Raw genomic sequence first — 7,178 nt, 5'->3', positions numbered from 1 at the left:
TAATTGGGATTTCTCAAAAATGAAATTTGCAAACCAAACTCCATTCCTAGTTTAGCTTTCAGAGCTTCACCGATGGTTATTTTTGGTAAATCTAGAGGCTGGCGATCGCTCTTAAGTTTACGTACATCGTCAATGGCTGTAATATGATAATATTCTTTACGTACTCAGTATTTGAGAGGATGTTTTAAAAGTATTTTACTGTGATTTTAGGTACTTATTGATCCCACCTACCCCCCTTAAAAAGGGGGAAGAATCAAAGTCCCCCAATTTATCAGGGAGCCAGTGCGGTCTTCTCCCAAGGGGAGACGCTTTAGCGCATGGGGGTTTCCCCCATGAGCAACTGGCGTGGATTTAGGAGGATCTAAAACGTTTTGATACCTAGAATCGGACTTTTAAAACATCCTCTTAGCTGAGACAAAATATCATAATCTCTGCTTAAACTTGCGAATGTGGGTTTAATTTAGCGTTTTTTTGTCAAAAAAGTATCCACAACGACAAGGTTATGATTAATATATTTTTCCTGCTCATACTATTTGCTTCACTTTTAGGGCGGATTAAATTTCCTGGAATAAATATTGGTATTCATTATTTATTACTTCCTGCATTTAGCTTTGGTGTAATTAGTTTGTCTTTAAAATCTATACCAGAAGTTGTTAAAAAGCATAAAGTCATTTTGATATCTATAACTCTAATGTATTTGTGGATGTGGCTTTCCTCATTAATGAGTCAATTTCCAAATATTGCTATTACTTATAGTATAAAATATTCAATTTACTATATATTATTTTTTGCTTTTTTAGTGTTAACTTTTAATAATACAAATTTAACATTTTACTATCGTTGCATATTATATTTACTACAGATAATTGCAGTTTTGGGTTTTTTAGAAGTTTTACTTCCCAACCACTGGATTTTCAAATTATTAAAATTCCCCAGCTTTTATCCCGAGATTGGGTCAATTATGCAAAACCCTAATCAGTTTGGGGTAATATTAGCCATTGGATTATGTTTAAGCCTGATTTTAGAAAAGCAGAATAAGATTTCTAAAATTGAATTATATGTAAGCGAATTAATTTTTATAATTTCTTTAGCTTTGTCTGCAAGTGGAAATGGTTGGTTAACTTTCATGCTTGGTATGTTTCTTTTGCTAATATATAAAATTATTAGTTTTAGAAAAATGATTTATTTAACTAGCTTTTTATTTTTATGCATTGTAACCATACCAGTTTCTACACAGAAAATTGGTTTGGCAGATAGTAAAATATTTCCATTAATTAATGTATTTTCAGAAAATTCAAATTTAGTAAATCCAAATAAAAAAATGTTTAATACTATAATAAGAACAAGCTTGTCAAGGTTTGAAATATGGCAGGCAGCTATTAATGAAACTATTAAAAATCCACTTACTGGTATAGGCATAGGAGTTTTTCCAGAACAGATAGGAGTAAAAGTTTGGGGACATAAAGGTTATCATGCACATAATATATTTTTAAATGTGTTAGCAGAACAAGGAATTCCGGGATTATTACTATTTACTAATTTTTTAGTAAAAATAACACTTAAACTTAAATATGCTAATTCTTTAGTTACTGTTCCGATGATTATGTTTTTAGCGTCTCAAATGCCAGATTTTTTTGCGGAAGACTATATTTTTACAACTATTGAGTTTTACTTTATAGCAGCAGGTATTAATTCTCGAAAAGATTTTGTTATGCAATTAAAGCCTGAAATTATTCAAAACTTCCAAAAAAGCTATGATTGATAAACATCATTTTTACTTAATATTTCCGAATATATTTGATTTTAAGGGAGGTATTCAAGTTTACTCAAAATTTTTGTTGAAAGCTTTACAAGAGGTATATATTGATGCTAATTATGATGTGTTTTTAAAGTATGACAAGCGTAATTTAAGACAGCAGCAAAACTTGCAATTTTTAAGTTTAACAAAGTTCCATTATTTCGGAGATTTACCAAGATTATTGCAAACTATTTTATTTGCAACCAAAATAATTATTTTGGCTATTATCCAACGTCCCACTATAGTCATATCAACTCATGTTAACTATACCACTGCTTGTTATATTCTAAAACTTCTTACTGGGATTCCTTACTGGGTAGTTGCTCATGGCTTAGAAGTTTGGGATATTGAAAATAATGCTACAAAATTAGCATTAGGAAATGCAGATAAAATTATTAGTGTTAGTAATTACACTCGCCAGCGCTTGCTTCAATATAAAAACATTGACGCTGAGAAAATAGTCATTTTAGCTAATACGTTTGATGCTAATAAATTTAAAATAAATCCTAAGCCTAACTACTTGCTCAAACGATATAATTTAACAGATAAACAGCCTGTAATTCTAACAGTAACGCGGATGGGACGCATGGCAAAATACAAGGGTTATGATCAAATGCTTCATGCCTTACTTAAAGTGCGCCTGCATGTCCCTAATGTTCACTTCATCCTTGTAGGGAAAGGGGATGATATACCTCGAATTCAAGCTTTAGTTAGCAACTTAAATCTACAATATTGTGTCACTATAGCAGGATTTGTACCAGATGAAGAATTGTGTGATTATTACAATCTTTGCGATGTTTTTGCTTTACCGAGTAAAAAAGAAGGATTTGGAATTGTTTATCTAGAAGCGTTAGCTTGTGGTAAACCTGTGCTGGCGGGTAAACAAGATGGTTCCATAGAACCCTTGGCTGAGGGGAAATTGGGATGTTTAGTTGATCCCGATAACGTTGAAGAAATTGCCGATAATCTAATTCAAATCCTGCAAGGCAATTACTATAACCCAGTAATTTACCAACCAGAATACTTACAACAAAAAACTATTGAAGCTTTTGATTTTAGCCAGTTTCGTACAAGTTTAGCAAAAATAGTTGATGGTCATTTAGTTACAATTTAAGGAAATCTTTTTTGTATACATTGAATTGGTGAAAATGGAAGATTCAGTGTTTGTTATATTCCTTGGCTTTGGGTGTATTTGGGTTTTGATGGGAGTTGTAGGTTGGATTGCGTTTTTAAAATCTGAGGGTGAGGAAATAAAATTTGGGAAGTGGGGACTTATAGTTGCTATTCCAATTTTAATACCAATTATTGTTTCTCTAATTATTGGTATATTGTATAATTATAGTAATCCGCTTTGATTTTTGAAATTATTTGCGTAGGCGGGGAGTAGGGAATAGGGAGTAGGGAGTAGGGAATCAGGCTTTTCGAGGTGTACGGTGTTTATTCAAAAATCAAATAGGAATCCTATATAACTATAAAAAACGAGAAAATTTTATAACTTAACACAAGCGGATTTGTGGCACAGACTTTGCAACGCCGATGGATATCTTTTGAAATTAACAAGGATTATGTAATGGGAAGTCGTTATCGATTTACTTAATAATCACATTAAGTAAAGAGCCAGGACTGAGGAGTTAAAATCTATAATTCATAACTCCTAACTCATAACTACTTAAATTTCTCCATTCACCTGCATTTGATGAACTTGATCCGCTAACTCTTGACGACCTTGATCATCTAGTTTGTCAATTGCTAACATCCCCATGAGAATAACTTCTTTCAGGGTCAAACGTGTCGAATGTGCCTGTCTTTGCACAATCTCTTTAATAATGGGACTCACACCAATCGCTGTACTAGCTCTAGCCACGGAATAAAAGAAAAACACTAATGATTAAGCCTAAATCTTAGCACCTCCCATGAAGTTATTTTATATAGTTAAAACTTAATTTAAATGTGTTTCAACTCATACTTCAATAAGTAAACATTAATTTAAAATTAGGTATGTAGAGAGTAACCTTCTAAGTGCAGGGCAGTGTCCTACAACTGGACAATTTATATCAAAACCTCAATTATGGCATCAAAGGTAAGAGCCTACTTTTGGATGAAAATAAATTTAACTTTTATTATCCCAGAATAACGGGTATAGTGTCTAACAGTGCTATAGATAGCTCTAGAGTTATCCCAAACCTTTTTGATTGAGGATCTACGGGCATAACTTCTAACTGTGCTGTAAATTAACCCAAAATGGTCAGAAACTTCTTTGAGTGTCGCTCCTTGTCTGATGCTAGTTATCGAATCTTTAATCTGACTAATTCCATATTTGAGAACTGACGCATTTGCAACGCTCAATTTCATTTGAGAAATTAAAAAGCTATCCCCCCTCGAACTAGTAAAGTCTCATGCGATCGCCACAATTGACTGAAATTTTTAAACCTAAAATCAAATGGTTATTTATTATATTAGCAACGGCAAAAGCCAAAACCTCTGTCCTGACATACTCAAAAATCACCTACTAATTGCTGAGTTTGTACACACTTGCAATATTTGTGGCAACTGAGTTATAAAAAATAGTCGGTTTGTGAAAATAGGGCTTTCAGTACAACTATCCTCACAAATAAAATTTGTATACCACCGGGAAAACCGTAATTTAAAGAGATCGTAAATTGTCTAATATAATCTCGTTAACAGGCTTTACAGAACTATACAGTTTAAATAAGAATAATAACTTAACCGAAGTAAAATTTTCCTGAATACAGGCAACTAATGCTGTGAGATGGAAAAGCAGTGAGTAGAGGAGAGACAAAGCGATGAGGGACCCTTATCTGTTGGCAGCAGGCTTGTTAACAGTATTAGTAATACCAGCATTGGCTCTTCCACATTTGTCGATTGTCCTGCCAAAAAATTCTAGATCTCTGTGGGATTTAAAACAAGGTTCACAGGCAATAGTCAGTACAAAAATTATCAATAGCGTTGATCTCTCCTTAGCAGAACTCAGCGGCCAAGCGTTCCAACCCCTAAAAAGTTTGCAGCCAACAGCAGGTGAGAAAAACATTAAGAGCTTACCAGAACTCAGTAGTCAGGGATTACCAGCCCCAACAGAGCCATCACTCAACCCCAGCGCCCAAACAACTAGTCTCTCATTGACATCTGGCAATCAACTTTACTACCAAAGATTGGCGGCTCTGAAAACAGGTCAGATTTATACACGCGTAAATAGTGATAATTTGCAATCATTGTGGGAGTCGATCAAGAAGCGTCAATTAACTTATGATGACTGGAAAAGTTTATTAACTTTAGAAGCGAGAGCGATCGCTCAAGGTCAAGGTGCAAATCATCTAAGTATCTTAGTTGGTGATTCTTTGAGCATGTGGTTTCCTAGAGAAAAACTGCCTACTGGGAAATTGTGGCTGAATCAAGGCATATCGGGAGATACTTCCAGTGGCGTTTTAAAAAGATTGGGGGCATTTTCGGCAACGCGACCCGATGTGATTTATGTCATGGCTGGGATTAACGACTTACGCAAAGGCGCTAGTGATGACACAATTTTGCGTAACTATCGCCGGATTATCCGTCGCTTACGGCAGACTCACCCAAAAGCTCAAATCATTGTCCAATCAATTTTGCCAACTCGCCTAGCAAAACTTTCCAATAGCCGCATTCGTCACATCAACACACAACTAACCCAGATTGCCAAACAAGAAGGCGCTAATTATCTAAATATTTATAGTTGGTTTACCGATATGGAAGGCAATTTGCGCCCAGAGTTGACAACAGATGGGTTGCACCTGTCTCAAGAGGGTTATGATGTGTGGCGATCAGCACTACAGCAGATAGAGTACAAGCTGACTCAGCGTGAGAAATGAGCGATCGCTTTGCCGACACTTGGAGCGATCGCATCACCATAAGTTATGGAATTATGAAATTGCGTAGATAGGCTGCCAAATAGTGCCTGTAAATATAAATATTTGTAATTTCAATAGTAAATTTGCGTAAGTTCTTCAGAGGGGAATGAAATTAAACCTGTTCAGATCGCTCACACAAATCAGCGATTTCTACGACGGGCTATGCCTACGCACTTAGTATAAAAACAAAGGAGAATATTATGGAAAACCGTCTGGAAGTGCAAAGCATTCAAGGCGACGAATTGTTTATGGAGCTAACCCCAGAAGAACTACAAGAACTAGAACAGGTGAAAGGAGGATTCAGTTTCCCAAAATCCAATGATTCTCTTCCTAATGGGATTCCCGCCTTGCCCATCTCCAAGATCAAGGAGCTAGATAACCCTCCAGATATCGTAATCCCTGATAAGCCTTTTCCTTATGGGATTCCCGCCATCTTTAAGTCCAACGCGCTAGATATCTCTAAAGATATTTCTAAGCAGGGGTTGAAATCTTAAGACTTCTTCGAGAAGTCAAAGAAAAGGGGTGGCGATGGATTTTCCTTTTTAATCCTTCCCTTAACCATTGCAAAGCTTCATAGAGTTTTAGATTCAGAAAGAGTAATTGGAGTTAGTAAGGATATGGTATCTACTGGAAACTTTAACCGCATTCTGCAAATCCACCCGTCCAGACGGTGCAATCTGCGCTGTCTCCATTGTTACTCTTCTTCTGGCCCAGAGGAGCGTGACCAACTCAGTGTCCCGCTCCTTTTACAAGCAATTATCGATGCAAGTGAACAAGGGTATACCATTGCCAGCTTTTCAGGAGGAGAACCTCTTGTCTACAAACCTCTACCCGAACTGCTAAAACAGGCTCATCAATGCCAGATGCATACAACGGTCACTTCCAACGGTATACTCTTAGACGAGCGACACTTAAAGCAGCTGACTGGAGCGGTTGATTTACTCGCCATTAGTCTTGATGGAATGCCAGCCTCCCATAACCGTATGCGTTCTTCCGAGCAAGCTTTTGAAAAAATGGCGGCTCGACTGGAAGGGGTTCGCCAATCTGGTATCCCATTCGGGTTTATCTTTACACTCACAAAACAAAATTTCCGGGAGTTAGACTGCGTTGCAAACTTCGCCTTGGAGCAAGGGGCAAAATTATTGCAGATTCATCCACTTGCAGAAGTCGGATATGCTACCCAAAGCCTCGTCGGATATAGACCCAATCCAAGCATCTTATCCTATACTTACCTAAAAGCCATGCGTCTGCGAGAAGCCCTTGGTGAAAAGCTGTTTGTTCAGATTGATTTAACTCACCAAGATTTGCTGCGTTCAAATCCCGGTAGCTTTTTTGCAGAGGAATCGCTAATAAATCAAGAAGACTACAGCTTTGCTGAACTCGTGTCACCCCTAATTATCGAAGCAGATGGAACAGTCGTGCCAATGCAACATGGTTTTGACCGCAATTATGCTCTAGGAAATCTTAATGAGGCATCTTTG

The 7,178-nt window shown here is 36.6% G+C and carries 7 protein-coding genes and 1 pseudogene; 7 read left to right on the top strand and 1 reads right to left on the bottom strand.

Translation table 11 applies throughout. From position 1 onward, the window contains the following. Nucleotides 1–502: 502 nt before the first annotated feature. The 4 genes and pseudogenes from LC574_RS18420 to LC574_RS18405 form a co-directional block, all read left to right on the top strand. Nucleotides 503–1,762: an O-antigen ligase gene (locus tag LC574_RS18420; protein ID WP_229454847.1), complete on the top strand. Its 1,260-nt coding sequence runs from the start codon at nt 503–505 to the stop codon at nt 1,760–1,762. Then, nucleotides 1,755–2,912: a glycosyltransferase family 4 protein gene (locus LC574_RS18415; RefSeq protein WP_229454846.1), complete on the top strand. Its 1,158-nt coding sequence runs from the start codon at nt 1,755–1,757 to the stop codon at nt 2,910–2,912. The genes LC574_RS18420 and LC574_RS18415 overlap by 8 nt, the downstream gene beginning before the upstream one ends. 34 nt (nt 2,913–2,946) lie before the next feature. Further along, complete coding sequence (locus tag LC574_RS18410; protein ID WP_229454845.1) at nt 2,947–3,153, top strand: hypothetical protein; 207 nt, start codon at nt 2,947–2,949, stop codon at nt 3,151–3,153. Nucleotides 3,154–3,296: 143 nt separating this feature from the next. Beyond that, a pseudogene (locus tag LC574_RS18405) lies at nt 3,297–3,395 on the top strand (site-specific DNA-methyltransferase); the annotation flags it as partial. 72 nt (nt 3,396–3,467) lie between these two features. On the opposite strand, the gene LC574_RS18400 reads toward LC574_RS18405, so the two are convergent. Beyond that, the gene (locus tag LC574_RS18400; RefSeq protein WP_229454844.1) at nt 3,468–3,680 is read right to left on the bottom strand and encodes a hypothetical protein; all 213 of its coding nucleotides are present in this window, start codon (nt 3,678–3,680) and stop codon (nt 3,468–3,470) included. Between the two features lie 922 nt (nt 3,681–4,602). Here LC574_RS18400 and LC574_RS18395 point away from each other — a divergent pair. The 3 genes from LC574_RS18395 to LC574_RS18385 all read left to right on the top strand — a co-directional run. After that, a complete protein-coding gene (locus tag LC574_RS18395) occupies nt 4,603–5,658 on the top strand; it encodes an SGNH/GDSL hydrolase family protein (RefSeq protein WP_229454843.1) in 1,056 nt (351 codons plus the stop codon). A gap of 239 nt (nt 5,659–5,897) precedes the next feature. Continuing rightward, the gene (locus tag LC574_RS18390; RefSeq protein WP_229454842.1) at nt 5,898–6,191 is read left to right on the top strand and encodes a hypothetical protein; all 294 of its coding nucleotides are present in this window, start codon (nt 5,898–5,900) and stop codon (nt 6,189–6,191) included. A 123-nt stretch (nt 6,192–6,314) separates the two neighbouring features. Next, nucleotides 6,315–7,178, top strand: an 864-nt coding sequence (locus LC574_RS18385; RefSeq protein WP_229454841.1) for a radical SAM/SPASM domain-containing protein, incomplete at its 3' end; no start/stop codon positions are given.

The organism is Nostoc sp. CHAB 5715 (assembly GCF_020829685.1).
Lineage (GTDB): Bacteria > Cyanobacteriota > Cyanobacteriia > Cyanobacteriales > Nostocaceae > Nostoc.
The sequence above is the reverse complement of the archived record's forward strand: the minus strand, read 5'-3'. Positions and strand labels throughout refer to the sequence as shown.

Excerpts from the sequence above, each read along its gene's own strand:
- LC574_RS18390 (WP_229454842.1), top strand. The coding sequence starts at position 5,898 with ATGGAAAACCGTCTGGAAGTGCAAAGCATTCAAGGCGACGAATTGTTT.
- LC574_RS18415 (WP_229454846.1), top strand. The coding sequence starts at position 1,755 with ATGATTGATAAACATCATTTTTACTTAATATTTCCGAATATATTTGAT.
- LC574_RS18410 (WP_229454845.1), top strand. The coding sequence starts at position 2,947 with ATGGAAGATTCAGTGTTTGTTATATTCCTTGGCTTTGGGTGTATTTGG.
- LC574_RS18395 (WP_229454843.1), top strand. The coding sequence starts at position 4,603 with ATGAGGGACCCTTATCTGTTGGCAGCAGGCTTGTTAACAGTATTAGTA.
- LC574_RS18420 (WP_229454847.1), top strand. The coding sequence starts at position 503 with ATGATTAATATATTTTTCCTGCTCATACTATTTGCTTCACTTTTAGGG.